This window comes from Treponema ruminis (assembly GCF_014201975.1).
GTDB classification, from domain to species: Bacteria; Spirochaetota; Spirochaetia; order Treponematales; family Treponemataceae; genus Treponema_D; species Treponema_D ruminis.
The window spans coordinates 26382-51417 of record NZ_JACHFQ010000005.1 but is presented as its reverse complement, the minus strand read 5'-3'; the positions used below and the strand labels follow the sequence as shown (position 1 = coordinate 51417).

27 protein-coding genes, 1 tRNA gene and 1 pseudogene are annotated in these 25036 nt (G+C 42.0%); 21 read left to right on the top strand and 8 right to left on the bottom strand.

What is annotated here, in order from left to right; all coding sequences use genetic code 11:
• Positions 1 to 9 precede the first annotated feature (9 nt).
• The 7 genes from HNP76_RS08150 (at position 10) to HNP76_RS08120 (ending at position 8324) form a co-directional block, all read left to right on the top strand.
• Entirely contained in the window at positions 10 to 249 is a 240-nt protein-coding gene (locus HNP76_RS08150; protein ID WP_184659348.1) for a hypothetical protein, read from the top strand.
• Positions 250 to 520: 271 nt separating this feature from the next.
• Positions 521 to 997, top strand: a complete 477-nt coding sequence (locus HNP76_RS08145) for a hypothetical protein (RefSeq protein WP_184659346.1) — start codon at positions 521 to 523, stop codon at positions 995 to 997.
• An 11-nt stretch (positions 998 to 1008) separates the two neighbouring features.
• Positions 1009 to 1797: an outer membrane lipoprotein-sorting protein gene (locus tag HNP76_RS08140; RefSeq protein ID WP_184659344.1), complete on the top strand. Its 789-nt coding sequence runs from the start codon at positions 1009 to 1011 to the stop codon at positions 1795 to 1797.
• A gap of 8 nt (positions 1798 to 1805) precedes the next feature.
• On the top strand, positions 1806 to 2996 hold the full coding sequence (locus HNP76_RS08135; protein ID WP_184659342.1) for an anti-sigma factor antagonist: 1191 nt from the start codon (positions 1806 to 1808) through the stop codon (positions 2994 to 2996).
• A gap of 97 nt (positions 2997 to 3093) precedes the next feature.
• On the top strand, positions 3094 to 4158 hold the full coding sequence (locus HNP76_RS08130; RefSeq protein WP_184659340.1) for a type III PLP-dependent enzyme domain-containing protein: 1065 nt from the start codon (positions 3094 to 3096) through the stop codon (positions 4156 to 4158).
• A complete protein-coding gene (locus tag HNP76_RS08125) occupies positions 4151 to 5281 on the top strand; it encodes an aminotransferase class I/II-fold pyridoxal phosphate-dependent enzyme (protein ID WP_184659338.1) in 1131 nt (376 codons plus the stop codon). The genes HNP76_RS08130 and HNP76_RS08125 overlap by 8 nt, the downstream gene beginning before the upstream one ends.
• Complete coding sequence (locus HNP76_RS08120; protein ID WP_184659336.1) at positions 5265 to 8324, top strand: AMP-binding protein; 3060 nt, start codon at positions 5265 to 5267, stop codon at positions 8322 to 8324. Before HNP76_RS08125 ends, HNP76_RS08120 begins: the two co-directional genes overlap by 17 nt.
• Here the strand turns inward: HNP76_RS08120 and HNP76_RS08115 are convergent.
• Entirely contained in the window at positions 8321 to 10039 is a 1719-nt protein-coding gene (locus HNP76_RS08115; RefSeq protein ID WP_184659334.1) for an MATE family efflux transporter, read from the bottom strand. The genes HNP76_RS08120 and HNP76_RS08115 overlap by 4 nt on opposite strands.
• A 175-nt stretch (positions 10040 to 10214) precedes the next feature.
• Here HNP76_RS08115 and rpsP point away from each other — a divergent pair, with 175 nt between their 5' ends.
• The 11 genes and pseudogenes from rpsP (at position 10215) to HNP76_RS08060 (ending at position 15442) form a co-directional block, all read left to right on the top strand.
• Positions 10215 to 10466 carry a 30S ribosomal protein S16 gene (gene rpsP, locus HNP76_RS08110; protein WP_306790369.1) on the top strand — a complete coding sequence of 84 codons (252 nt, stop codon included), beginning with the start codon at positions 10215 to 10217 and terminating at the stop codon, positions 10464 to 10466.
• Between the two features lie 20 nt (positions 10467 to 10486).
• Positions 10487 to 10720, top strand: coding sequence for a KH domain-containing protein (locus tag HNP76_RS08105; protein ID WP_184659332.1), 234 nt, complete (start codon positions 10487 to 10489; stop codon positions 10718 to 10720).
• A gap of 7 nt (positions 10721 to 10727) precedes the next feature.
• Positions 10728 to 11330 carry a ribosome maturation factor RimM gene (gene rimM, locus HNP76_RS08100; protein ID WP_184659330.1) on the top strand — a complete coding sequence of 201 codons (603 nt, stop codon included), beginning with the start codon at positions 10728 to 10730 and terminating at the stop codon, positions 11328 to 11330.
• A 4-nt stretch (positions 11331 to 11334) separates the two neighbouring features.
• The gene (gene trmD, locus HNP76_RS08095; RefSeq protein WP_184659328.1) at positions 11335 to 12102 is read left to right on the top strand and encodes a tRNA (guanosine(37)-N1)-methyltransferase TrmD; all 768 of its coding nucleotides are present in this window, start codon (positions 11335 to 11337) and stop codon (positions 12100 to 12102) included.
• Positions 12103 to 12104: 2 nt separating this feature from the next.
• Positions 12105 to 12443 (top strand): annotated as a pseudogene (gene rplS / locus HNP76_RS08090) (50S ribosomal protein L19); the annotation flags it as partial.
• 186 nt (positions 12444 to 12629) lie between these two features.
• A complete protein-coding gene (locus HNP76_RS08085) occupies positions 12630 to 13742 on the top strand; it encodes a TP0910 N-terminal domain-containing protein (protein ID WP_503473706.1) in 1113 nt (370 codons plus the stop codon).
• 1 nt (position 13743) lies between these two features.
• A complete protein-coding gene (locus HNP76_RS08080; RefSeq protein ID WP_221301068.1) occupies positions 13744 to 14007 on the top strand; it encodes an EscU/YscU/HrcU family type III secretion system export apparatus switch protein in 264 nt (87 codons plus the stop codon).
• 49 nt (positions 14008 to 14056) lie between these two features.
• Positions 14057 to 14317, top strand: a complete 261-nt coding sequence (locus HNP76_RS08075) for a phosphohydrolase (protein WP_184659322.1) — start codon at positions 14057 to 14059, stop codon at positions 14315 to 14317.
• 30 nt (positions 14318 to 14347) lie between these two features.
• On the top strand, positions 14348 to 14716 hold the full coding sequence (locus tag HNP76_RS08070) for a YraN family protein (protein WP_184659320.1): 369 nt from the start codon (positions 14348 to 14350) through the stop codon (positions 14714 to 14716).
• Positions 14713 to 14898: a hypothetical protein gene (locus HNP76_RS08065; RefSeq protein WP_184659318.1), complete on the top strand. Its 186-nt coding sequence runs from the start codon at positions 14713 to 14715 to the stop codon at positions 14896 to 14898. Before HNP76_RS08070 ends, HNP76_RS08065 begins: the two co-directional genes overlap by 4 nt.
• Entirely contained in the window at positions 14885 to 15442 is a 558-nt protein-coding gene (locus HNP76_RS08060; protein WP_184659316.1) for a hypothetical protein, read from the top strand. The genes HNP76_RS08065 and HNP76_RS08060 overlap by 14 nt, the downstream gene beginning before the upstream one ends.
• 2 nt (positions 15443 to 15444) lie before the next feature.
• On the opposite strand, the gene HNP76_RS08055 is transcribed toward HNP76_RS08060, so the two are convergent.
• Positions 15445 to 16296 carry a hypothetical protein gene (locus HNP76_RS08055; protein ID WP_184659314.1) on the bottom strand — a complete coding sequence of 284 codons (852 nt, stop codon included), beginning with the start codon at positions 16294 to 16296 and terminating at the stop codon, positions 15445 to 15447.
• A 23-nt stretch (positions 16297 to 16319) separates the two neighbouring features.
• Positions 16320 to 16407 (bottom strand) — tRNA-Leu (locus HNP76_RS08050).
• Between the two features lie 145 nt (positions 16408 to 16552).
• Between HNP76_RS08050 and HNP76_RS08045 the strand changes: the two genes are divergently transcribed.
• Positions 16553 to 17416, top strand: coding sequence for a TatD family hydrolase (locus HNP76_RS08045; protein WP_184659312.1), 864 nt, complete (start codon positions 16553 to 16555; stop codon positions 17414 to 17416).
• A gap of 212 nt (positions 17417 to 17628) precedes the next feature.
• On the opposite strand, the gene HNP76_RS08040 is transcribed toward HNP76_RS08045, so the two are convergent.
• From HNP76_RS08040 to HNP76_RS08025, 4 genes are all read right to left on the bottom strand, one after another.
• The gene (locus tag HNP76_RS08040) at positions 17629 to 19215 is read right to left on the bottom strand and encodes a glucose-6-phosphate isomerase (protein ID WP_184659310.1); all 1587 of its coding nucleotides are present in this window, start codon (positions 19213 to 19215) and stop codon (positions 17629 to 17631) included.
• A gap of 118 nt (positions 19216 to 19333) precedes the next feature.
• Positions 19334 to 19807, bottom strand: coding sequence for a Fe-S cluster assembly sulfur transfer protein SufU (gene sufU / locus HNP76_RS08035; RefSeq protein ID WP_184659308.1), 474 nt, complete (start codon positions 19805 to 19807; stop codon positions 19334 to 19336).
• Between the two features lie 18 nt (positions 19808 to 19825).
• Complete coding sequence (locus tag HNP76_RS08030) at positions 19826 to 21163, bottom strand: sensor histidine kinase (protein WP_184659306.1); 1338 nt, start codon at positions 21161 to 21163, stop codon at positions 19826 to 19828.
• Between the two features lie 26 nt (positions 21164 to 21189).
• Positions 21190 to 21870, bottom strand: a complete 681-nt coding sequence (locus HNP76_RS08025; protein WP_184659304.1) for a response regulator transcription factor — start codon at positions 21868 to 21870, stop codon at positions 21190 to 21192.
• A gap of 178 nt (positions 21871 to 22048) precedes the next feature.
• Here HNP76_RS08025 and HNP76_RS08020 point away from each other — a divergent pair, with 178 nt between their 5' ends.
• Positions 22049 to 23245: an NADP-dependent isocitrate dehydrogenase gene (locus HNP76_RS08020; RefSeq protein ID WP_184659302.1), complete on the top strand. Its 1197-nt coding sequence runs from the start codon at positions 22049 to 22051 to the stop codon at positions 23243 to 23245.
• Between the two features lie 116 nt (positions 23246 to 23361).
• On the opposite strand, the gene HNP76_RS08015 is transcribed toward HNP76_RS08020, so the two are convergent.
• Positions 23362 to 24165 (bottom strand): hypothetical protein, encoded by an 804-nt coding sequence (locus HNP76_RS08015; protein ID WP_184659300.1) that lies wholly within the window; start codon positions 24163 to 24165, stop codon positions 23362 to 23364.
• Positions 24166 to 24293: 128 nt separating this feature from the next.
• On the opposite strand from HNP76_RS08015, the gene sufC reads away from it, so the two are divergent.
• Positions 24294 to 25034: a Fe-S cluster assembly ATPase SufC gene (gene sufC / locus HNP76_RS08010; RefSeq protein ID WP_184659298.1), complete on the top strand. Its 741-nt coding sequence runs from the start codon at positions 24294 to 24296 to the stop codon at positions 25032 to 25034.
• The last annotated feature ends 2 nt before the right edge of the window (positions 25035 to 25036 follow it).

The window sequence follows — 25036 nt, the reverse complement described above, 5'->3', positions numbered from 1 at the left end:
GGGCTTCAAATGAAAAATACAAAAATTAAGTTTTTGTTTGCCGTTATTTTCTCATATTCCCTAATAGCGATTCATGCACAGGAAGAAGAAAAAAAATCTCCGCTTACTTTGTCTATAACTACGGATGCGGCATATTACCCGCAGTCAGACTTTAAGGCTGGCCGTAGGGAAACGCATTTTGCACCGATAACAAAGCGCATTCGACAGCATAGAGTTCTGCACGACCTTTACGGCGGAATATCAGATTGACACGCCTCTTGGCGAACACTGGCTTCTTTCTGATGCAAATGTAGTTTTATCAGGCGGTTGTGAGCTTTCGCCTGTTTCTGTCTGCCCTCAGTTTAGCGTTGGATTCCAGCCTTTGCCGTTTTTTACCGTAAAAGCAGGCGGAACCGTTGGCCTGGGCTGGAATTTTTCCGACTTTGAAGGCCTTTGTAAACTTGATAAAGAAAAAAAGAAATACGAGACACTTTCAACATTCAGTCATCCATATTATGAATTCTGGGGAGAAGCAAGTCTTATGTTTGATACAGGCGAGCTTATTCCCGGTGACTGGAATCATGTTTTAATGCTTGCTTCGTTTAAGGCTTTGTATTCTGGAATTGCAGGAATAGATAGACACGATATTTTTGAATGGCAATGTACCAAAAACAAAGCCCCTGGTGCACAATATGAGGTTAACGGACTTCTGGGCTACCAGATGCCGCTCGTTCTTTCGATAGCCGGCCTTATGTATACAGCAGAGGGGCATTTTGATGGCAGTGATTACGGTCAATTCAATAAAAAATATTGCGGTAATTTTGTAACACACACAATTGCTCCTGTTTTGCAATTTGACTTAACCGAAAAAGATGAGCTTTTCTGTTTGTTTGCTTTCTCTACTCGCAGGAATTTTGAAACTCAGCCCGAAGAAAAAGAGGATGAGCTTTTTATGAAAAAAATAGGATGTGAATGGTATTTCTACCGTTTCGCACTTAGTTGGACGCATACATTCTAAAGGAGGATATTATGAAAATTCTAAAAACTATTGCGTTTGTTGGTTTGTTTGTTGCAGGAACTGCTTCTTTTGCACAGAATGCAGATGAAATTGCCCGCAAAGTACACGATTTGCCGGATGGAAAAACAAGTTCGTTTACGGCGGTCATCACGCTCATAGACAAGAGCGGAAAAACTCGTGCAAGGGAAATCGCTTCCTATGCAATGGAAGAAGGAACAACAGACAAAAGCGTTCTGGTCTTCAAAACTCCGAAAGATGTGGCCGGAGTCAGTTATCTTTCTTTTGAATACCCGGATAAAGCTGACGGAACTGCCGTTGACAGCGACAGCTGGCTCTATCTTCCTGCGATGAAAAAGGTTCGTCGTGTTTCCGGCTCAAACAAGGATGATGATTTTCAGGGAACTGATTTTACTTATGATGATCTCGGAAAGCGAAGCCTTGCAAAAGACAGTGTAAAAGTGCTTGGCGAGGAAAGCGTGAATGGTGTGGCCTGCTGGATTTTGGAATATATGGCCAAAGACGCAAAGGCAAAGGTAAGCAAGCGGGTTTATTGGATTGGAAAAGACAACTATGTCACATATAAGGGCGAATTCTATGACCGCAAAAATAATCTTCAGAAAGAACTTGTTTGTGAGGATATTTCTCAGATAAGCGGGTACTGGACTACAAAGAAAATGACAATGACAAATGTTCAGACAAAGCATAAAACCGTGTATGAGATTAAGGATGTTGTTTACGACAAAGATGTTGATCCAAAATTCTTTACGGTCAGTGCGCTTGAACGCGAGCTGGTAAAATAGGAGATTATGTGTCGAAAGTAAATACAGAAAATGGAATTTATACAATTTTTCTCGAAGGCCGAATTGACAGCTCGAATGCACCCGCTACAGAACAGGAATTATTAGAACTTGCAGGCAAAAGCGGAGAGAATAAACTTGTCCTTGATGCCGGAAATCTGGATTACATTTCTTCGGCTGGTCTTCGTATATTGCTTAAATTGCAGAAGACAAGAAGTGAAAAAATCTGCGTTCAGAACGTGAAGCCTGAAGTTTACGAAATATTTGAGACTACGGGTTTTACGGAAATGCTGGATGTTCAGAAAGCACTTCGCAAGATTGATATTGAAAACCGCCCTGTTATTGGTCAAGGCGGAAACGGAACAATTTACCGAATAGACGAGGACACGATTGTAAAAGTCTACAAACCCTGGATGAGCTTCGAGCAGATTCAGCGCGAGCGGGATTATGCACAAACCGCCTTTGTAAATGGAATCCCTTCTGTCATTGCTTATGATGTCGTAAAATGTGGTGATTGCTTCGGCCTTGTTTTTGAGATGCTCAAAAGTGACACTCTTGGACATGCAATGCACAATCAGCCAGAAAAATTCGAGGAATATGTAGACAAGTATGTTGCGCTTGCAAAGACGCTTCATTCAACTCATGTTCCAGCCGGAAAATTCTCCAGGGTTCAGGACGTTTACCATCGTTTTGCTGATAACCTCAGTAAGTGGTGTACTCCTGAAGAAATTGCGCTCTGTCACAGTATTATCGATGAAATTCCAGAAACTGATACTGTCACCCACAATGACCTTCATCCTGGAAACATTATGCTGCAGGACGGAGAGCTTCTTCTTATCGATATGCCAGAAGTAACTGTCGGGCCTGCAATCTGTGATTTAGTTTCTATTTATCGTGATATGATTTCCGCACCGTCGTCAGATAATAAAGGTACTATCGAAACTTCTGTTGGTATGCCAGCCGATGAAATCCTCAAGGCCGGAAATATGTTCTTTTCAAAATACACAGGCATTTCGGATCCAGAAAAGCTCAAAGAATATTATCAGAAAATCGGTCTTCTTTATGCGTTCAATGTAGCACTTGTCTGTGGTTCTGGTGCCGAAAAGGCAATGCAGCTTGCGCCAATAATTATGGATAAACTTCTTCGCAGTATCGTAATTCCGAATGAGCAGGCAATACGGCAGCTGTATAAAGTAATGTAGGAACAAACTTGTTGAGATGACAAACTTAGACTTTGCTTCAATTAAAACGCCTTGTTATTTAATTGACACAGACAGGCTTTCTCAAAACTTTCAGCAAGTGAAAGCGCAGACGGACAAGGTAAATCTTTCTCTTTTAATGGCGATGAAGGGCTTCCCGCTGGTAAAGGCATTTCCTTATATCTCGCCATTCATCTGTGGAACTTCTGCCTCCGGCCTTTTTGAAGCAAAACTTGGTTCACATCTGGGGAAGGAAAATCATATTCACACGCCTGCATACAAGGCTGAAGATGCCCAGGAAATTCTTTCTGTCTGCGATCATATTGTCTTAAACTCACCTGGTCAGGCAGAAATTTTTAGCCAGCTTGCCACTTCAAAAAATGAATTTGGTCTTCGGCTGAACCCGGAAATTTCTGCCGTAAAAGAAGATGTTTATAATCCCTGCGCGCCATTTTCACGGTTCGGTGTCAAAAAAACTGACATGGATGAAATCGACTCAAAAATCATGAATAAGATTTCAGGTTTTCATGTCCATGCCCTTTGCGGAAGCTCTGGCAAAGATTTCAACAGCCTGCTTTCTGCAACAATCGAAAAATTTTCGCCGTATTTTCATGATATTTCTTGGATAAATCTTGGCGGTGGTCAGGCTTTAACCGAAGATGATTTCGATTTTTCTTTTTTCCAAAAAAATCTTGATATCCTGCAAAATAAATATCATTTAAAAACCTATATTGAGCCATGTGAATATCTGGTGATGGATGCCGGATTTTTGATCACGACTGTTCTGGATATCGTTCATAACAAAAAGGATATTGCCATTCTGGACACTTCAATTTCCTGTCATGCGCTGGACGTGCTCAAGAATTATTACAAGCTGCCAGTGGTTTTCCCTCAAACTTGTGAAAGCCATCATTTGTCAAAATATTCTTATATTCTTGCCGGGAACAGCTGCCTTTCCGGGGACCTTTTCGGCACATACGAATTTGAAGAGCCTTTAAAGCCCGGAGACAAAATTGTCTTTGGTGATATGGGGTCTTATTCTTTTGCACAACAAAATTATTTTAACGGAATAAATTTTCCGTCCATTGCTTTTTACAACAAAACTGACGGATTAAGGCAAATAAAAAATTACACATATAAAAACTACGAGGAAATCTATGACTGATTATGAAATTGAAATGGCTCTGCAAGATTCCCAGGAATCTTTTCCTTTGGAGACTCGGCCTGTTAATTTGTCATACTGGAATACAGGAAGCGAATATCAGTCTGGAGTACGCAGAATCCTAAAATATGATACAGCGCAGGATCTTTTTGATTATCACTATTATTTACCCGATGGCACGGAAAAGCCGATTGCATTAAAATTTGGTTTTTCCGAAGCTGATTGCCAAAAATTAAGAATTGATCCACTGACACAAAGTACCATTGCAATCTCATCAGTAATTGCATTTCTTTCGAGACAAAATATGAGTGTCGGTATTATTCGCCCGGCATATTTTACAGTTGAAGTGTGCTGCAAAGATTTTAAGGTTCCGTACACTATTTTTGATGATTATGAGGAAGACATTAATGAAAAATTTGATGCCCAAAGACTTTTAGATTCGGGGTGCCAAGCCTTTTGGTTTACTTCTCCAATCAATTCTATGAGTATCTATTTTAAAGATCATGTGATAAAAGAAATTCAAAAGATTTTGGATGCCGGAAAAGTCGTTATTTTTGATGAATCTTTATGCATGAACGGAATGGAGCTTGCCCGCAAATTTGGTATGCAGGAAAATCTTATTTATATTTACAGTCCTCATAAAACGCTGGGGCTGCAGGGAATAAAATTTTCAGCAACCGTAGTGCATCAAAAATTCTATGATGAAATCGATGATATTCAGGATTACTACGGTGGTTCTCTTAACTATTCCTGCCAGCAGGGAGCTTCTCATTTTATCACAAAGAATTTTGACGACTGTCTGGCTTTTTACAAGGATTATTATCAGAAAAATCTTAAAATTGTCAGAGAAGTTATCCAGAAATATAATTTTGCTCATGTTTCTTCGGAAATTGCGGGGCATTATGCGATGATTTTTCTGGACTGGCCTATTGATGATGAAGTTTTTGTTAATTCCATGAAGGATTTAATGAAAAAATCAGGATATTTTGTCTTCCCTGGTATAATGCAGGATTTTGACACCAGCAAACGATTCTGCTTCAGGATAAATCTTCTTTTAAACCACAGGGACATAGAAAAAGGACTGAATGTAATTCTTGAATATTTAAAAAATGAATCAGAGGCATAAGACAATGACCAGAGAAGAAATTGAAAATTTTAATCCAGATAAAAATTTTGTTTCAGTGCAGGATAAACTTTCTGAATATGCCAGAACAAAACCCGAAAGCACTGCCATAATTTGTGACGATAAAATCTATTCGTATAAAATGCTCGATGAGCAGTCGGATAAAATTGCAGCGGCTTTGCATAAAATCTGCCCGCAGATTACAAAGGAAAGCCTCGTTCTTTTTGTATTGAACCGCTCTTTTTATGTTCCGGCCGTTATTTTTGGAATTTTAAAGACTGGGGCAGCTTTTATTCCGCAAACTCCAGAAATTCCGGCCGAAAGAATCAAATACAGCATGAAGGATTCCAAAAGCCCCCTTCTGATTACAAGCGAAAAAATCAGACAGGAAAAATGTGATCTTGAAGATGCTTCATATAAAATTGTTACAGTGGAAGAACTTCTTTCACTGGCAGAAAAAGAAAATCTTAGTCAGTATCGTATTCAGGTCACTTCAACAAATCTTGCAATGTGTCTTTATACCTCAGGTTCAACAGGAAATCCAAAGGGCGTTCTGATTGAGCATCGCTCTGTCTTTACCGAAGGAAGCCGGGAAACTTTTCTTGAGACATTGATACCAGGAACTCTTGTCATTGATGATATAGCCCCTATTACCTTTGTTTTGTTTTATACAGGACTTTTTGGAGCTGTATATTCAGGACTAGGTTTGCATTTATCTCTTGAAGGCGATCTAAAAGATTTGAAAAAGTTCTCGGAGCAAATGTACCAGTATAAAGTGAATACCATAATCGGAATCCCGTCGTTTTTCAAATTGTACTTTGCTTATGCTTCTGGAGAACAGCTCAAATATGTAATGCATCTTGGAACTGGTGGGGAGCCGCTTTTATTTGATGACGCAAAAAAAATGTTTGAAAAGCAGCCTCAGCTGAGAATTGTTTACGGATACGGGGCAACGGAATTAGATGCGATTGCCGTATACAAAATCGTTTCAAAAGATACAGAAGTATTTTCTAATGGTTCTCCATTTTTCTGTAAGGCATATATTCTCGACGAAGATGGAAAAGAACTTGGTGTAAATCAAAAAGGCGAGCTTGTTATGTCAGGTCCGATCACTTTCAGAAGTTATCTCAATCTCCCGGAAGAAACTTCCAGAAATCTTATAAGTCTTAACGGCAAAAAAGTTTACAAAACAGGTGATTTGGCATATTGGACAGAAAACGGTGAGATTATAATCTGTGGAAGAGCCGATGAAATGGTAAAATTTAACGGCCAGCGTGTGGAACTCCCCGAAATAGAAAAGGCCTTGCTGAATATTTCCGGCATAGAAAAGGCAAAGGTTATCCTTAAAAAAAAGAACAGCGGTGATTTTCTTGCGGCATTTGTGGTTTCGGATAAAAAAATCAGCACAGGTTTGCTGCAAAAAGAACTTTCAAAAACTCTGCCACCATACATGATTCCACAGGTTTTTGTGCAGCTTGAAAGTATGCCAGTAAATCAAAACGGCAAAATCGATAAGCTTGCATTAAAAAATATGGAAATCACTTTTGAGACAGAAGAATATAAAAACTCTGAGACTGAAACAGAATCGATTGTCTGCAATGCTTTCAAAAAAGTTCTTGAACTTGGGGAGCGAAATATAGGAAGTCATGATGATTTTTTTAAGCTCGGAGGATCGTCGCTTGGTGCACTTGAACTGATTATGGAGCTTGAAAATCATGGAATTGTGCTTTCGACTTCAGACATATATCGCGGAAGAACCGTTGAGAAAATTGCCGAATCTGTCCGATTCCGAAAAGACTGCCAGAATTTAAAACAATTCGAATCTGAATGTCGTAAAAAGACATATAAAGTTACGACAGCGCAGAAATTTATGCTTGAAGAAGAACTTTCCAAATCTGATGAGCGCAGTGTTTACAATGAGTTTTTCATCTGTGATTTCGGGGAAAAATATAATTCAGAAAAACTAAGGGCTGCCGCGGACAAGGTCGTTGCTTCCCATCCTGTTTTCTCTTCTGTATTCTCAAAAAACAATGAAGACGAGTTCTTTATTTCATATCACCCGGAACTTACAAAAAAGACGGAGCTTGTAAATCTTACGGAAGAGGAACTTGAAGAGCTCAGGCAAAAGCCAGGAAAAGCATTTGCGATTTTTGAAGAGACGCTTTTCCGCCCTAAGGTTTTTGTGACAGAAAAAAGCATTTATTTATTTTTTGAGATTCACCATGCTATCGGTGACGGATATTCTCTTGGAATATTCTTCCCACAGGTCGTTTCCGCATATTCCGGTGAAGAACTCGAAGAAGACTATTTTTATTCATATTTACAGAGCATTTCTGATACCGAGAATTCTCCAGAATATAAAGAAGCGCGTCATTATTATGATTCTCTAAAAAGAAATGAAAAATGGTGCGACATCCTCAGCTATGACCATTCAAAGACTTTTGGAACATCTTGTTGTCCGGTTTTTGAAACAGGCGTAACAACAAGCGAACTTGAAAAAGCTGAAAAAAAATTTTCGACGTCACGGAATGCTCTTAGCATTGCCTGTGCGCTTCTTGCTTTATCCGAGATTACAGGCGAAAAGAAAGTCTGTTTCAGCTGGACTTATGACAATCATAAGGAAGCAAAATATTCGGATTCCATAGGCTGTTTTATAAAAAATCTCCCTGTGTTTGCGGATTTTGAAAAACTTGATACTAAAGAAAAGCTGATTGCAGAGATTAACGCACAAATTGAAAAAGGCATTTATTACTCAGAATATTTAGATTTGTTTTTTGATTCTGATCCAGATTTTGATTCTTATTCAGCAGAAATTATTTATCAGAAGCATGTTTTTGACATTTTCCCATATTTTAAGAATAGCGGAATTGAGCCAGAAGAGATTGAGCTTGCGCATCCAGCTCCTGTAGTCCTGGAAATCGAAATGTTTGAAGAAGACGGCAAGCTTTTTAGTCTTGTGGAATATGCAGAAAATCTGTACACAAAAGAGCAGATTGAGAAGTTTGTAGAAAGATTCAACAAGCACCTGCAGAATTTTGTTGATTAAGTATGAATGATGGTTTCTCGGAACACGTTGCGGTCATAGCTTGTGGTCGTGAGATTTGCCTTGTCAGAGTAATGCTCCATAAGACTTGAAACAAAAAATCCTCGGAACGAAGAAATCTCGCAGTCGGTATCAGTCATGTCAAAAATTTCTCCATCATCGCGGAAGACGATCTTTATTTTGTCCTCCAGCATTATGGTGCACTCAGCATAAACCTTTTTGCCGGGGTTTTTGTCTTTTATGAGCATCAGTGCTTCTTCGATAAGCACAAGAATCTTGTTTTTTGATTTTGGGTTTATATTATGCTCGGTTAAAACTTTATCTGCCGCATCTCGGACTTTTACAACTTCACTGTCTTCTATATAAAAGCTCCAGCTGAAAATATTTGCATCGTGATTCTTAATCAGATAAGGAAAATCCTGATTTTTGTATGCGAGTTTAACGAATAATATAGAAATTGCAAGTGCAATCCATGGTCCCAGTGCAAAGCCAAACCAGATTCCAGAAAGCCCCATGAACTTAGAAAAAATTAAAATACATAAAAGCGTTGGAATGCAGTCTTTTAAAAGTGTGATAAAAATGCTCAGCCCGATTTTCTCGATACTCAGATAGTAAGAAGTGATTACAAAAAGCAGTGAGAGCGCAATCATTGAAGGACAGCCGATTCGGATCGCTTTTACAGCCATTTCATAAACTTCTGGGGTTTCAATTCCGTACAATACAGGGAACAATGGTGCGGCAAAGAAAACAATGAGCATTAAGATTGCACCAAGCACAATTGCTGTCTTTAATGATGAATTGAAGATTTGTTTTAGACCTTTAGAATTGTTTTCGCCACGGAATACGCTCAAAATAGGGGAGTTTGCGGAACCTACGCAGTCAAAAACAAAGGTAAGCTCTATTACAGTAATAAATACAGAGAAAACAGGAATAAAGGTTTCTCCGTAATTTTCGAGGATTATTTTTTGAACGAACAGTGAAATAATGCCAGTCAGAACAAAAACAAGCGAGTCCACGATACTGAATTTTGAGACATGAAGCAAATCCTTAAAACTGAAATGCCATGCAAAACGCAGCGTACAATTTTTTCGGAAGAAATGACAGAAATTGATTAAACTGCTTCCTATATATCCGATCAGCGTTCCCATCGCCACGCCTTTGATGCCCAAGAAGAAGGTTAAAGTGATCGATGCACCGATATTGCCAATGATAAGGTATGCGTTCGAAATTGTGCTGATTAATTCATCGCCGTCAACATAAATCATCGAACCCATGGTGTCAGCAATAGGTGCAATCAGATATGCCCACTTGACCATTGAAAGATAGGTGTCCGCATATTCAAGCACTTCGCCGTCTATTTTCATATAGCTAAAAAATACATCCTTGAAAAGCGAAACCAGCGTAAAAAATAAGACTCCCAAAATTACAGAAACAATACAGCTCTGGCTGAAATATTCATTTGCTTTTTTGAGATTCATCTTTCCAACTTCATACGGAAAAAGTATTTCTGTTCCGTAAGTTACTACCATTGAGAGAAATGTGAGCGTAAGAAAAATTGGATTTACAACGGTAAGTGCCGCAACGGCCGCTTCATTTAAAATAAGACCGCTGATAATTGAATCGGAAGCAACAACTAAGACTGCGACAATTTGTTCGATTGCAGCTGCAAAAAGAAGAGACTTATAGCGTTTTACACAAAATGGTGTTGAGTTTTTCATTGAACTGATTGAGGACTCCTACTATATGCGATAAAATGAATTATAACACAATTTTAACTCTATTTAAAGGAAAAAGGAATAATTTTTTTTTCATTCCGTAAAGGGCTCCATATATTGATTATTCTTTCCAAAAAAGATATATTATTATTTCACAATTCTATTATGGAGGAATATTGTGGTCAAAATCAGACTTAAGAAGTTCGGTGCAGCAAAACGTCCTTGCTACCGAATCGTCGTACAGGATTCACGCAAACCACGTGATGGCACGACAATCGAAGAAATTGGTACTTACCAGCCTGTAACTCAGGAAGGAGAAAACCAGTTCACTGTTAACGAAGAGCGTGCAAAGTATTGGATTAGCGTTGGTGCTCAGCCAACAGAAACAGTCAAAAAGCTTTTCAGCAAAAAGAACCTTAACAAAAAATAATTTAACGGGAGTAACGGGGAATGGAAAAAGACCTGATTGAATACATTGCAAAATCATTGGTCGATGATCCCAGTGCAGTCTCGGTGAATGAAACTGAAGGTGAGCGAGGCCCTGTTTTGGAACTTCGTGTAGCCCAAGGCGATATTGGTAAGGTTATCGGCAAATACGGCCGTATTGCTAAAGCGTTGCGCACAGTATTGAGTGCATCAGCCAGTAGAGATGGCAAGCATTATAGCCTTGACATACTGGACTAATTGAACTGTGGAAAAATCTAATCAAAACGACGTTTTTATCGTTGGCTTCGTTCGTGGCTCTCACGGCATTTCGGGCGAATTTAAAGTAGAAAGCACTTCCGGTGAATATGAGCACTTCACCAAAATGAAAGAAGTAGCTTTAAGAAACGGCAAGACCGGGGAACAAAAATCCTTTTCGGTTGAATACGCGGAAGTCGGCGGCCGTGACTTGTACATGAAACTTGTCGGAATCGATAATCCTGAACTGGCTCAAAAGTTCAACAAATGGGAAATTATCGTGCCACGCAAGAACGCTTGTCCTCTAAACAAGAACGAGTGGTATGTTGAAGACTTAAAAAATTGTGCTCTCGTTTACGAGGGTAAAGACGGATTGGCAGTTAAATCTGCACCCATAAAGGTGGGTACAATCACAGACGTAATGGAAGGCGGTTCTGGGAACCTGTTAGAAGTTCACCTGGCCGAGGATTGTGATTGTCTTAGTGACAGCATCAAATACGATTCCAATGGAAAGGTTCGCACGGTCTATGTGCCGCTCAAAGACCGGTTCATAGGTAAGGTTGATGTCAAAAACAAGATAATCCAGTTGATGCACCTCTGGATTCTGGAGTAATTCCATGAAATTTACTGTGCTGACCTTATTTCCTGAGATTCCGCGCGCTTTTTTTGAAGCCTCAATCATGGCGAAGGCGGTTGAAAAGGGAATTATTGCCTACGATTTAGTGAATATCAGGGATTTTGCCTTTGATAGACACAAGACATGTGATGACAAGCCGTACGGGGGCGGAGCGGGGCAGCTTTTAATGGCGGAACCACTCGGCAGGGCGCTTGACAGCGTAAAGGCCTACAAAAAGCATGTGATTTACGTCACACCTTCAGGAAAGCCTTTTACACAGAAAAAAGCGCTGGAACTTAGTCAGAAGGACGAAATCGTATTGGTCTGTGGAAGATACGAAGGTATTGACCAAAGAATAATCGATTTGTATGTCGATGACGAAATCTCCATCGGGGATTATGTCATGTCAAGCGGAGAACTTGCTGCAACGGTCATAGTAGATTCAGTCTACAGATTGGTCGAGAATGTAATCACTCCAGAAAGCCTTGACGAAGAAAGTTATTCTGACGGACTTTTGGAATATCCTCAGTATACGCACCCGGCTGTATACAAGGACCTGACAGTGCCGGAAGTTCTTACTTCGGGCAACCATGAGCTTATCCGAAAGTGGCGGCTGAAAAAGCGACTCCAGAAAACTCTTGCAAACCGGCCTGATTTAATCGCCAGCGCAAGAATGCAGGGCTTGCTCACTACAGAAGCCGAAAAGATGATTGAGGAAATCGCGGAACAAGTTTCTCTAAAGCATGTCCGCAAGAACAGGAGAAAATAACAATGGATCTTATCAAGACTATTGAAGAACAGCAGAAAGATGAGACTTCTCTTAATTTCAGAGTTGGTGATACTGTAAAAGTTCACTTTGAGATTATCGAAGGTAAAACAAAACGAATCCAGATTTTCGAAGGACTCGTTATCTGTATCAAGAACGAAGGCGTTCGCAAGACTTTCACAGTCCGCAAGATTTCTTACGGCGTTGGTGTTGAGCGTATCTTCCCAGTTTACAGCCCACGCGTTGTAAACGTAGAAATCGTTCGCCCAGGCAAAGTTCGCCGCTCTAAGCTCTACTACGTACGCGACAAGATCGGTAAGGCTGCTAAAGTTAAGGAACTTATCGGTCAGCCAGCTGTTGAGTACCTCAAGTGGTCTCGCGACCTCTCTAAAGCTGCAGCAGAGAAAGAAGCTGCTCTCAAAGCTGAGGTTAAGGCTGAGGAAGCTGCAGAGCACTCAGTAGCAAAAGCTTAAGTTTAATTTCGCTTAACATTTCCCCGGTACTTTTAGTGTCGGGGATTTTTTTTGATTATGGTTTTACAGAACGTTTCCGTTATTCAGGGGGATCTTTCTCAAAATCTTCGTAATGCTTCTGTTTTGCACAGCGGTTCTGTCGTTAGCGGCCGGGTGCTTGCAAGAAACACCGACGGCTCCTATTCCGTCTCTCTTGCAGGTCAAAAAATCAACGTAAAATCCCAGAGCCCCTTGCAGGCAGGCAGCGTCTTTTCGGCCAGAGTCAGCATTAAAAACGGCAGCGTCCAGCTTGCGCTTGTAAAGGAAAGCTCTTCTTCTGAAATCCTGCAGAAATTTGGCGGAATTGCAGACTCAAAGACCGCCTCTCCTGAAATCCCGCCCCAGCTTGCAAATTTTTTGTCTTCGCTTGGATTTGAGCCAAATGCCGAAAGCTTTAAAATCCTACAGTTCATGCAGCAGATTGGGATTAAAATCGACGCTGACTCAGCTAAAAAGGCCCTCAAGGAAGCCGGAGATTCAGAGTCCAAAGAAGAGAAAAGTCAAATAGCCCTTCTCCTTGAAGAAAAGGGCATAAAATCAAGCAGTGAGCGGGTTCAGGCTGTAATCGGTCGCAATCCGGATTCTTCTAAAGACCGGCAAAAAGACAAAAATCAAGATGCGAAAGAAAATCATGGCGGAAAGGGAAAGGTTTTTGGCGGCGCAAAATTTTCTGCTTCTAATGTAAAGTCATATTTTTCTCAGGTTGATGAGGCTTCTTCTGCTTCCAGGGCGGGCTTACTCACGGCCTTTAACACTGTTCTTTCAGGGGCCCGGAAAGAGCCGCCCCTCAGACACTGGATTTTGCTTCCCTTTGAATGGAATTTCCGCTCTTATTCTGGACATATCCGCCTTCTTTTTGATTCAGAGCTTTCCAGGCTTGAAAAAGTTGTGATTGATTTGAATAATTCCTCGAAAAGTCATGTTTTCGTGCTATACTATAAAAATGCTGAAGTCGCTTCAGTGAAGTTCGCTTCAGATTCAGAGTTTTCGGAGTCAAAAAAATCCCGGCTCTGCCAGCTTCTTTCATCGATGTTCAATAAAAAAATACCGGTCGAGATGGAAGATTTTGCATCCCTCAGTGGCTTTTGTTCTAGCGATGAGAAATTATCGCTTTTAGATGGGAGCGTGTAATATGGAAGAAGAAATCTTTTCTGCCGTCGCCCTCCGTTATCCTGAATGGGCGGAGGCTCCCTACATCAGCGCCAAGGCAAAAGGCTCTGTTGCCCAGAGACTGGTCGAAATAGCGGAAGAAAATGAAGTCCCCGTGGTTGAAAATGCTGAAATGGCCAATGTCCTTTCTTTGCAGAGCGTCGGTTCATTCATCCCTGAGTCAACTTATTCTGCAATCGCAACGATTTTTGCCTTTGTAATAAAGCTAGACGAAGCGAATTCTTAGATATATAATAAAAGAATAAGGCCAGCGGCTTTTTATAGGAGAGCTTATTATGTCCGATAAAAAATTCACTAAAATCGACTGCAAGGAACTCAAACTTGGCATGCGCTTTTCCGCACCAGTTTTCTTTGATGATGGAGAGAATATGTTCCTTGGCGAAGAAAAGGCTTTAAAAAATTATCATATAAATGCAATCCAGCGCTGGAATATTGAATATCTTCTGACTTACGGGCATCTTGTCACAGACGGCAAGGAACCCACTTCCGACTCACTTTACATGCTTGAAGACCTGGAAGAAGTCGAAGAACTGTAAAAAGTCTTTTTGGCTTAGGAGTGAGGAGTTTTGAAGGAATCGACCCGTTCTAAAGGAAATTCCGGAGAAGATAAGGCAGCTGCTTTTTTGCTGAGTGAATCTTATCGCATAATTGAGCGAAATTTTCGGACAAGAAGCGGGGAAATTGATATAATAGCGCAAAAGGATGATGTTCTGGTTTTTGTGGAAGTTAAGGCCTTGCCCTCTGGCGATGCAGAAACACTTGCACACGAACTTGATATTAGAAAACAGAGAAAAATTATTAAAACGGCTAATTTTTTTCTCGTAAAACATCGAGAATATAATAGCAGCAAAATCAGATTTGATGTTATCGTCATTGACATGCCTAATCTGCCGCCTGTTTATCATATTCCAAATGCTTTTACGGAGTTCGTATGACTTCTTCTAAATCAGTCGTATTAGACGGAACATTCTCACCTCGCGTTATGGAACTGCGCAAAAAAATTCACGATGCAGATTACATAGACTACGCTGTTCAAAGAATCGCGCAGGTTTTGAGCCGTAAAATTGTTGAGGACAGCGAGCAGCAGTTAATGAGGAGAAGGCATGAGTCGAAATGACCGACGACGTGGCGGAAGAAACCGAAACTGGAACAACCGCGACAATAATAACGAAAAAAATGAGCGCCAGAAATCACAGGAAGCTCGTTTTAATGACAGGGCTGAGCGGGCCGAAAAGAATCATGAAAGTCGTGGAAGCGGTGCTTACGAGCGCAGGCAGGAACGACGCCGTCTTTTAAATTCAGTAAGTCAGAAAGAAATCGAAGAAAGCAGAATCGCAATCAAAGCATTCAAAGAACATGTCGTCACCTGTGAAATTTGCGGTGAGGCCATCGAAGATCTGGCAAATGCAATCTCAAACAAGGGAAGCGATAATCCTGTTCATTTTGACTGTGTTATTTCAAAACTAAATGAAAGTGAAAAGCCAGGCATGAACGAAAAGATTGCCTATATCGGCCAGGGAAAATTTGCCCTGCTTCATTTTGCAAATCCCCACGATCAAAAGCATTTTACAATCCGTAAGACAATCGAATGGGAAGCCAGGGATGCTGAAAGGGGCAGCTGGCGCAACGAAATGGCGGGTCTCTTCAGCCAGGTAAAATAGAACTAAAAGTGAATCCTGATTCCACCGCTGACTCCGTGCCAGTGAGTGGAATCGACATCTTCCGTCCCTGTTTCAAAATACTTCCAGCCGGAAAAAATCTCAAAGCGGTCAATCATTATTCCCAGCTGCAGGTCTGAATCATAAACAAAGACATCATTTGCATAAAACTGCCAGCCCAGGTCCCATTTTAGGGCAAGGGGCTTGAAGGGGTAGGACTTAAACTCAAAGCCCATGAAAAATGCACTGTCCTTGAGGATTGGCGTAACGTCATTGTACCATTTTGTCCAGCCCAGCTTGCAGTATAAGCTCAGAGGGTTGAACTGAAATACCGGCAGGTTAATTCCGAGGTGGACGTTTCCCATGTTTCCGTCACCGCTTACATGGTCATAAAAAATTGCGTTTTCTGCGTATATTCCGATTAATGGGTAAAACATGCAGTTGAATTTCGTTTCGTTGCCGATTGCAAGGTCCTTGAGCCAGAAGGCGGACGTGTCCAGCGAGAATCTCCAGTATCTGTTTGGGGAATTATAGGACTCCGCATTTTCGGCTTCAAGGGAAATGAAGTCATTGTAAACCAGGTATTTTGAGCCTGGCGAAGAATAGGGATATGGACAGTATCTTGCCTCTGCATTGAAAAGCCAGAGGTAGGCGAAAATTTCTATAAAAAACTCTGCGAGGGAAGTCTCGGCATCATCATGAAATGAAGAAGAAGATGATGATTTGGATTTTTTTTCTTCGCCTGAGGATTCTTTTTCTTCCTGTGAATCTTCAATTGCCTTGTCGAAATCGCCGAAAGATGAAAGCGGAGTATAAAAACTGATAAGTATCAAAAAAGCAGCAAAAAGTTTTTTCATGCTTGTCTTTGAAGCGGAAAATGTGCCAGGAACCGGAATCGAACCGGCACGACGGTATTAGCTGTCGAGGGATTTTAAGTCCCTTGTGTCTACCTATTCCACCATCCTGGCATCGTTATTTGTGTTTCCATAAATAACTCAAAGATTATATCACAAAATCGGCCTGTTTTTCAAGATTTCAGCCCATTTTTCTGTGGCTTTCTGCCCCTTTTTCATTAACTTTGCAAAGATTTTGTAAATCCGATAGAATGAAGCCATGTTCAGCGATACACATTTTCATTTTCATCATTTAATTGAAGACGGACTGGATGGAGTCGAGATTTTAAGCCAGCTCGTCGAAAGAAATACATTTTTCGGCCTTGATATCGGAACGAAATGCGATGATTTGCTCCGCCGCCACGTTCAGTTTCAGGAGACTTTCGCCAAAATGCAACCGGGGCTTCGGGATGCCGCAAGCGAGATGATTTATTATTCTGCGGGAATCTGGCCTGATGTAGACGAAATCAAAAATCGAAATGAGTCCATGAAAAAACTGGAAGACTCAATCGAGACCTTTATGGATAAATCTCATCTTGTTGCAATCGGTGAGTGCGGCCTTGACCATCACTGGAACCCGAGCGGAGTTGACGGTCGTTGCGAGAGTGACTTTGACCAGAGCGTTTACGAGGGTGAAAAAGAGCTTTTCCAGATGCAGATTGACCTGGCCCGCAAAATGGACCTTCCTGTAATCGTCCACAGCCGCGATGCCTTTGATGACACCCTTGACTGCTTAAAGAACATGGGCTATCACAAGGGAATCATTCACTGTTATTCTTACGGAAAGAAAGAAGCCCGCAAATTCTTAGACTTGGGCTGGCATATTGCCTTTGGCGGTGGCGTAACCTACACCAAAAAAGCCAAAATGGAAGAAATGCAGGAGCTGCTCCGCTTTGTACCTGGCGATCGTCTTTTAATGGAAACGGATTCGCCATATCTTGCCCCGGTTCCTTTCCGCGGTCAGATTAACACACCTGTTCTGATTGAGCACTGCTACTCTTTCGTAGCCCAGGCCCGCGGAATGATGATGAGCGAGCTGAGCGTTCAGGTTGACCGAAATATCCGGGAGCTTTTCAAGCTGTAAAAAAAATAACCCCAGTCAAAAAAAACTGACTGGGGTTAATCATTTTCATAGACTAAACACAAAATCTGTATTCATCTGTGGTTTAAATCTTACAAGTCCAAAAGCTCTGTATAGGCTTCGAACAGGAAATCCATCCTTGGATTTCCTGATTCGTACGAGAATTTTCTTGCAGAAAATTCTCTCTTTGCTTTTTCTGCACATCCTGTGCAGCATTAAAGGTCTAACAATTCAGTATAAGCCTTTAATGCACCATCGGCTTTTCCAGAGAGAACTGTCTTTGCGAGCTTTTTGCCCAGCTGAACGCCTTCCTGGTCGAAGCTGTTGATGTTCCATACGAAGCCCTGGAACATTACCTTGTTCTCGAAGTGAGCGAGAAGGGCACCGAGTACGCTTGGTGTGAGCTGTTTTGCGTAGATGAGGCTTGATGGTCGCTCACCTGCGAAAGATTTGTTAGGGTCAGAGTCTGCTTTACCGCAAGCGAATGCCATGATCTGGGCAGTAACGTTTGCACCGAGCTTTGTCTGGCTTGTTGAGTCTTCGATTACAACATCGTTTCCAGCCTGGTTCTCTTTGAATGCGATGAACTGGAGAGGAATGATGTCTGTTCCCTGGTGAAGGAGCTGGTAGAATGAGTGCTGGCCGTTTGTGCCTGGCTCACCGAAGATTACCGGGCCTGTAACGTAGTCGATTGCGTCACCGAAGCGGTTTACGCTCTTTCCGTTTGATTCCATGTCGAGCTGCTGCAAGTGTGCAGGGAAGCGGCTCAAAGCCTGTGAGTATGGAAGAACGGCTGTTGCAGGATAATTCTGAACGTTGCGCTCGTAGATTCCGATGAGGGCGTCCAAGAGAGCCGGGTTTTTGAGGATGTCTTCGTTTGTAGCGAGTTTGTCTTCTTCAGCGGCTCCCTTGAGGAAGTCGTCGAATACTTTTGCGCCGAATGCGAGTGAAAGAACAGCTCCGCCTACTCCTGATGTAGAAGAATAGCGGCCGCCGATGTAGTCATCCATGTAGAATGCTTCGAGATAGTCCGGGTTGTGAGCCAGTGGAGAAGTCTCAGAAGTAACTGCGATCATGTGCTTAGACGGCTCAAGACCTGCTTTTTTGAGGGCGTCCTTTACGAATGATTCGTTTGTGAGTGTCTCAAGTGTTGTTCCTGATTTTGAAACAAGAATGAAGATTGAGTGAGCCAAATCAGTTGATTTGAGGACTGCTGTTGCGTCGTCAGGGTCAACGTTCGAAATGAATTTTGCTTCCATTTTGAATGTGCCAGTAGCCTTTGCCCAGTTTTCCAAAGCGAGGTACATAGCGCGTGGGCCCAAATCAGAACCACCGATACCAATCTGAACGACTGTAGTGAATTTTTCGCCCTTTGCGTTTACGATTGCTCCAGAGTGAACTTTCTCTGCGAAATCAGCGATGCGTTTCTGCTCGTTGATGTAGAAGTCGCGTTTGTTTGCTCCGTCAGCCATGACGTTGTTTCCGAGCTGACCGCGGCAGAGGTGGTGCAATACCATGCGCTTCTCACCTGTGTTGATTACTTCACCGTTGTATGTTGCAGCAAATTTTTCTGTAAGCTGAGCTTCAGCTGCAAGCTCTTTGAGGACTGCGAGAACTTTGTCATCGACCTGTTTTGCAGCGTAGTTGTAAGTAAGACCTGCTCCCATTGGAACTGAATATTTTTTGACCCTTTCAGCAGCATTTGCGTCTGAAAGCTCTTTTTTGACGCTCACAGCATTTTTGAGCGACTGGAGTTTTTTGTAAGAAGAAAGTTTGTCAAGATTTTCCCAAGTAATAGCCATGGTATTTCCTCGATTAAAAATTAAGATAGAGGATTATATCACAAAGTGAATGGACTTTGGAAGAGAAAAGGCGGGAGAAAAGCTGAGTTTTGAATAAAAGTGCCGTATATCAGTACAATTACGATATTTTGCAGTCCGGGTGGGCAGCTGATGCGCTTGCAGAATCTTTTTTGAGACCCAGCATTTCCTTCATTGTACGCCAGCCCAGTTCTGCACATTTTACGCGGGCAGGCATGTGTTGGATTTGGCGGAGGGCGCTTGCTTCGTCGAGTTCCTCAATCTGCTCTTCGGTGACGGTTCCCTGAATCATGCCCATAAAGATTTCGCAGAGGCGGAGGGCTTCTTCTTCGCTTTTGCCTATGATTAAATCAAGCATCATGTCGCAGCTGGCCTGAGAGATGGCACAGCCTGAACCTGAAAAAGCGCCGTCCTTTACATTTCCGTCCTCAACTTTTAATTTGAGTGTGATGTTGTCACCGCAGCTGGGGTTTACTCCCTGCAAGCTGAGTGTTTCGCCGGTCATTTCGGTCTTGTGACTTGGATTTATATTGTGTTCGTTTAAAATTTCGCGATAAAGTTCTTTTGTTTCCATAATTGTATTTTATCAGTTTTATCGTTTTTTGGGTATGGCCAGAGTGAATTCTGCCCACTCTCCAAGTTCACTTTCGGCTATTAGGGTACCGTCGTGGTCTGTAGCGATTGCCCGTGCGATTGCAAGACCTAAGCCGCAGCCGCCTGTCTTTCGGACTCGTGATGAATCTGAGCGGTAGAAGCGGAGGAAGATTTTTTCAAGCTCTTCTTTTGGGATTCCGGCACCTGTATTTCGGACCTTGTAAATGATTTTCTGACCTTCAGCGTAGGCCCTGACAGTGATGTGAGCCCCTTCTTCTGAATTTTTGAGGGCATTGTCCACGAGAATGATGAAAATCTGTTTGAGTGATTTTTCGTCACCGTTACATGTGAGACCTTTTTCGATGTCAAATTCGAGGGTTTTACCTGCTTCAAAAGCGACGACCTCAAAAGGAAGGACTGAATTTTCGACCGCATTTGAAAAGTCGAAATCGCAGAAAGTGAGTTCGTTCCTTCCAGCATCATTTTTGGCAAGGTAAAGCAAATCCCTGACAAGTTCGCCCATGCGCTTGTTTTCAGTCTTGATGTAATCAAGCCACTTGTTGCCCTTGATTTCGCTTTCAAGAACGTCAATGTTTGCTCCGATTACGGCAATCGGGGTTTTAAGCTCATGACTTGCGTCTGCGATGAACTGCTTCTGCTTGATAAAGGCGTCTTCGGCAGGACGAATCATGTAATTTGAGATAGGAATTGAAATTAAGACTGAAACAATTATACTGAAAAGATAAAGCAGGGTAGAGTAAGTATAAAGTTTGCTCAGTGTCTTAAGCTCGGAGTTGCGGTTGACCATACAGATAAGCTGCTGGTTGCCCCTGAGATCGCGGATGTAAAAGCTGACACCGCTCAGTGAGCCGTGCTTTTTGCCGCTTTTGCGGATTTCCTTGACGAGGTGATTGATTTCGTCGTTCGTGTAGTTTAAAGGGAAGTCCTGAATGAGCTCCATGATGGAATTGTCTGAATTGACTTTGACGGAAAAATAATTACGCAGGTTGGCCTGACTTGTCCTTTCGATTCGGAAAACATCAGTGATTGTATGAAGGAAATCTTCCGGTCGCTCCCTGCTTGCCGAAGAAGTCGCATCGATGTCCATCAGAAGCTCGTTCTGCTTTTGCCGGGGGATCATTTTATCATTAAACAGCCTTGGCCGCGGACTATGACCGTTATTATTTGCAAGAAATACAAGAAACTCTTTTGTCTCGTTTGATTCCCGCCTTGTGATTGTTACGTTGAGCGTAAGCAAAATTGTGGCGAAAACAAACATTTCGATAAAAATCATCGAATAAACAAATTTGACTTTGAGCTGTTTAATGACCTGCATAGGCTCCCTCCGGAACGGAATTATTATTAACGGGTCTCGTCTTCGAGAGAGTAACCGATTCCTCGTGCAGTGCGGATTCGGATGCCTACCTTGAGGTTCTCAATCTTCTTTCGGATGAATGAGATGTAAACCTCAACGTTGTTGTATTCTGCATTTGAATCGCCGCCCCAGATTTTTTCGATGAGCTGCTCTTTTGTGATGATCTGGTGTGGATTTTCGAACAAAAGGTCGAGAATCTGATATTCCTTGAGGGAAAGTTTGATTGCTTCGCCTGTTGAAGACTGAAGCTCGCAGTTCTTTTTGTTGAGTGTAAGGTCACCGAATGTGACTGAATCTTCTTTTAACTCACCCTTGCGGCGTGAAAGTGCCCTTACGCGTGCAAGAAGCTCGTCGCTTGAGAAAGGTTTTGTGAGGTAGTCATCGGCACCTGCGTCAAGACCTGTGATTTTGTCAGTAACGTCATCTTTTGCTGTGAGGAAAATGACAGGAACATTGTTGTGATTTTCACGGAGAGTTTTGAGGATAGAAATTCCGTCAACTCCAGGAAGCATGATGTCAAGAACGAGAACATCGTAGATTCCTGATTCTGCATATTTGAGACCTTCTTTGCCGTCGAGAACAGCATCAATGCTGATTCGGTTTTTCTTGAAAATTTCAACCAATGCCTGAGAGAGACCTTCTTCGTCTTCAACCAATAATACTCGCATAAATACCTCCAAAAATTTTGATAAAAATCGTAAAAAATTACAATTCTTAAGTCTTTTCAACTTATAATAACATAAGCTGTATTATAAATTCTTAAATTACAATAAATATAAACTTAAAAGCTAAAAATTTAAAGCCTTTCTATACATTTTAATGCATTTTTTATATAATTCTCGCATTATGGCAAAAATTCAGATGAAAAACGCAATCGCCGAACTTGACGGCGATGAAATGACTAGAGTTCTGTGGGCGGTTATCAAAGAAAAACTTCTTGAGCCTTTCGTCGATTTGAAAACCGAATATTATGATTTGGGCTTGAAGCACCGCGATGATACTGACGACAAAGTCACATATGAAAGTGCTGCTGCCATCAAACGTCTTGGCGTTGGCGTAAAATGCGCTACAATCACGTCAAACGCAGCCCGTGTAAAAGAATACAACCTTAAGCAGCTTACCCCGAGCCCGAACGGAATCATCCGTGGCGAGCTTGACGGCACTGTTTTCCGTGCACCTATTTTCGTTAAGAACGTTCAGTGCAACGTCACAAGCTGGAAAAAGCCTATTGTCCTCGGACGACACGCTTACGGCGACGTTTACAAAAACTGCGAGATTAAAACTCCTTGCGCAGGAAAGGCAGAGCTTGTCTTCACCGGCGAGGATGGAAAAGAAATCCGCAAAACTATCATGGAAATGAAGGGACCTGGAATCATTCAGGGAATCCACAACCTCGACAAATCAATCGAAAGCTTTGCCCGCTGCTGCTTCACATACGCCCTCGATCAGAAAATCAGCGTATGGCTGGGCACAAAGGACACAATCTCAAAGACTTACGACGGCAACTTCAAGGAAATCTTCCAGCGCGTTTTTGATTCTGAATACAAAGAGAAGTTTGACAAAGCCGGCCTTGAATATTTCTACACTCTGATTGACGATGCTGTAGCACGAATCATGAAGAGCGAGGGCGGAATGCTCTGGGCATGTAAAAACTACGACGGTGACGTCATGAGCGACATGATCGCTTCTGCATGTGGTTCTTTGGCCATGATGACTTCAGTTCTCGTAAGCCCGGACGGAAAATACGAGTACGAGGCAAGCCACGGTACAGTCCAGAAGCACTACTACCGCTACCAGAAGGGCGAAAAGACTTCTACAAACCCTGTAGCATTGATTTTCGCATGGACTGGAGCACTTGCAAAGCGGGCTGAGCTCGACAACACTCCTGAGCTTGCTGATTTTGCAAAACGTCTCGAAAAAGCAACCCTCGACACAATTGAAGAGGGAACAATGACAGGCGACCTTGCACGACTTGCAAACCCACCTGCAAAAGAAGTTGTAGACAGCTGGCAGTTCATCGATAAAATCGCTGAAAAACTGTAATAAGTTGTAATAAACTAGCAAAGACATACGGAGGCAGGGACGAACCCAGACTCCGTAGGTCTTTGCTGTTTATTCGTCTTTGTAACTGTTCCCGCTGGGAGTCTATTTTTTACAATTTATTTTGATTCTTTATCTTCTTCCCGCTTTTCAACTTTAATCTTTCCTTTTAGCGTAAGGATTCCCTCGTTTGTGAGGTTTGCAGTCAGTTTGCCCTTGAAAATTGCGGTCAGTGAATCAAGTGGCTGGTCTTTTTGGAATTCCGTCTGGACTTCTTCGGGCTTTGCTTCTTCAGTGACGGCTTCTGCTTCATCCTTCTTTTCTTCAGTTTTTACTTCTTTTTCTGGTTTTTCGGCCGGCTTTTCCTTGATTTTTATAAAAAATCCCTGGGGAACGTTAATGATGCCGTTTTCATCGCTTTCGATTTTGTAGGAATTTTCCCGATGACTGAATGTAATAGTCACTTTTTTGCCTTCCTGGTTTACAAGAAAATTGTCTTTTGAAAGGCTTTCCGGATTTGCAACGGCGTAAAGGCAGAGGTTTCTCAATCCTTTTGGCGTGCGGAGATTTTTTTTGCTTGAATCAAGTGTGGCTTCTCGGAAATATTTTGTACTGTGGACTTTTGAAGCTCCGGAAAGGGCGTCGAAATAGTCTTTGTAGGATTTTTCTGAATTTGTGGAGCTGGAAGAACTTGTCGTGCCCGATGTTTTTGCGGAAGACTTCCAGTTGAAATGATTTTGCGGATTGGGCTTTTTGGTGTCGAGCAGCAGGTCAATCGTGATGACCTCTTTTGGAATCTTTTCTTCTTTGCTGCTGGTATTTTCTGAGGTGTCTGAGTCTTTGTCTTTTTTGCCAAGTGAAAATGCAGACTGACTAAGTAGAAGAAAAATAAGAAAAAAGGAAATAAAGCGCGTAAATTTCATGAAAGAAGTATATCAGAAGAGGGTAAAAAGAGCGATAAGTTTAATGGTCTTTTGATTTTCCCATAAAAATACTAGGTTATTACCTCTTTTTCATTGTCTAAACGGCAAAAATTCGCTATATTTCTGTCATGGCTAATTTACTTGAAATTCAGAACCTTAATGTTGATATAGAAAAAAAGCATGTGCTTGACGGCATTTCTCTGACCGTCAATCCAGGCGAAACTCATGTCCTCATGGGACCAAACGGCGCGGGAAAATCGACCCTGGGCTATACAATCATGGGAAATCCGCGTTATACCGTTAGTGACGGAAAGATTTTCTTTGACGGCGAGGACATCACCGAGATGGGAGCTGACAAGCGTGCTGCAAAGGGCATTTTTTTGAGCTTCCAGCAGCCTCTTGAAGTTCCGGGCATTTCACTTGAATCTTTCATCCGCACGGCCTTGCAGCAGAAGACCGGCGAGCGGGTTAAGCTTTTCCAGTTCCAAAAGCAGCTTAAGGAGACGATGAAGCTCCTCAATATGGACGAAAGCTATGCCAGCCGCGACTTGAACGTAGGATTTTCAGGCGGTGAGCGTAAAAAGAGCGAAATCCTTCAGCTTTTGATGCTCAGCCCAAAACTTGCAATCCTCGACGAAACAGATTCTGGCCTTGACGTTGATGCAGTCCGCACGGTTTCAAAAGGCATCGAAGAATATCAGAAGCGCATGAACGGAGCCCTCATCATCATCACTCACTCGACAAAAATTCTCGAAAGCCTTCACGTTGATAAAACTCATGTCCTCGTAAAAGGCAAAATCATAAAAGAGGGCGACGGTTCGCTCGTAGAGCAGATTAACGAAAACGGATTTGAACAGTTTATAAAATAATT